This is a genomic window from Ureaplasma diversum NCTC 246 (assembly GCF_000731915.1).
In the GTDB taxonomy this organism is placed as follows: Bacteria; Bacillota_I; Bacilli_A; order Mycoplasmatales; family Mycoplasmoidaceae; genus Ureaplasma; species Ureaplasma diversum.
The window spans coordinates 1-1253 of record NZ_JFDP01000114.1; the positions used below are offsets into that span (position 1 = coordinate 1).

At 25.1% G+C, this 1253-nt stretch carries 1 protein-coding gene; it reads right to left on the reverse strand.

The window, feature by feature from the left end; genetic code table 4:
• Positions 1–635: type I restriction endonuclease (locus tag UDIV_RS04175; protein ID WP_038103791.1), on the reverse strand; the 635-nt coding region annotated here is incomplete at its 3' end.
• Positions 636–1253: the final 618 nt, after the last annotated feature.

Consider the following 1253-nt stretch of genomic DNA (forward strand, 5'->3'; position numbering starts at 1 on the left):
AAGCAATTAAAGAAGGCTTTCTTTTTGTCTATTGTTGAATAAAAAGCTCCCTCAATTGGAACAGCCCCATCATTTGATGCATATTCCATATTATTAGAGAAAATCATTAACTGAGTAATGTTTAAGAATCTTCTGAATTTTTTATTTGGCAATCTTTCATTATTCATTCGTTCACTTTCTGCAACTATTCCACCTGGATTATTTGGGATTTTAACTTCGATGAAAGCAAGTGGCAATCCGTTAATAAATAATGTAATATCAGGTCTAAAAGATTCTCCTCCATTTTCACACGAAAATTCTGTTGTACAATGAAAAACATTGTTTTCTATATTTTCAAAATCAATTAGTCTTGTTTCAATAGAAAGTAGTCTTTGATAAAAACTTTGACCTAAATCATCATTATTTAATTCCATCTTTATTTCGGATAAAATTTGTTTAGGGTCATTTTTATGATTAGGATTTAGTTTTTTGAATTGTTGCTCAAAAACTTGAAGCAAAATATTAGTATCAGGATCATAAAGATCATTAGCTTGATCTTTATGAATAATTGGTAGATATTCATATCCTAATCTTGTTAAATGAACTAATGCAGGTAATTTAACCCTTGTATCTTCATTAAATTTATTTTCTGCCATATGAAAAGATGTGCTTTTTACAAAGCTCCTATTCAATTATTATAAAAGATATTTAAAAAATATGTTGAGTTTTAATAGATACTTTTCATACTAATTTATGATGTCTAATAATTAGTATGAATACCAATAGAAAATTGATCAATATAAACTTTATAAATAAATTATTTAGATGTGATTTAAGTATAAATACTTATATTTGAAGTTAGAAAAGAAGTATACATTTTATCTATTATTTAGAGAATTATCTACTCTTCTTATGTTTATGTTCGAATGTATTTGTTTTAATTTAATAATTAATGTATAGCAAATTTAAAAATATTTAGTTTATATTGGTTTTTAGATAAGGGGGCAAATTAATGTTTTTGTCTTATGGTAATTTGCTTTTATTGATTAGCTTATAGGTTTATTTGTTATTAAGACTTAGATATTTTTGAGTGATTGATATTTCCTTTTCTTAATCATTCGATTTTTAGAACAAACTGGTTTCGGATTTTTTATGTTGGTTTATGCTCTTATTTAGATGATAAAGAACATTAGTATTTATATTCAAGTAAAAGAACCTCTCTAACACAATCCCTAAAATTAGATAACAACAAAACAATACAAACCGGAACAACC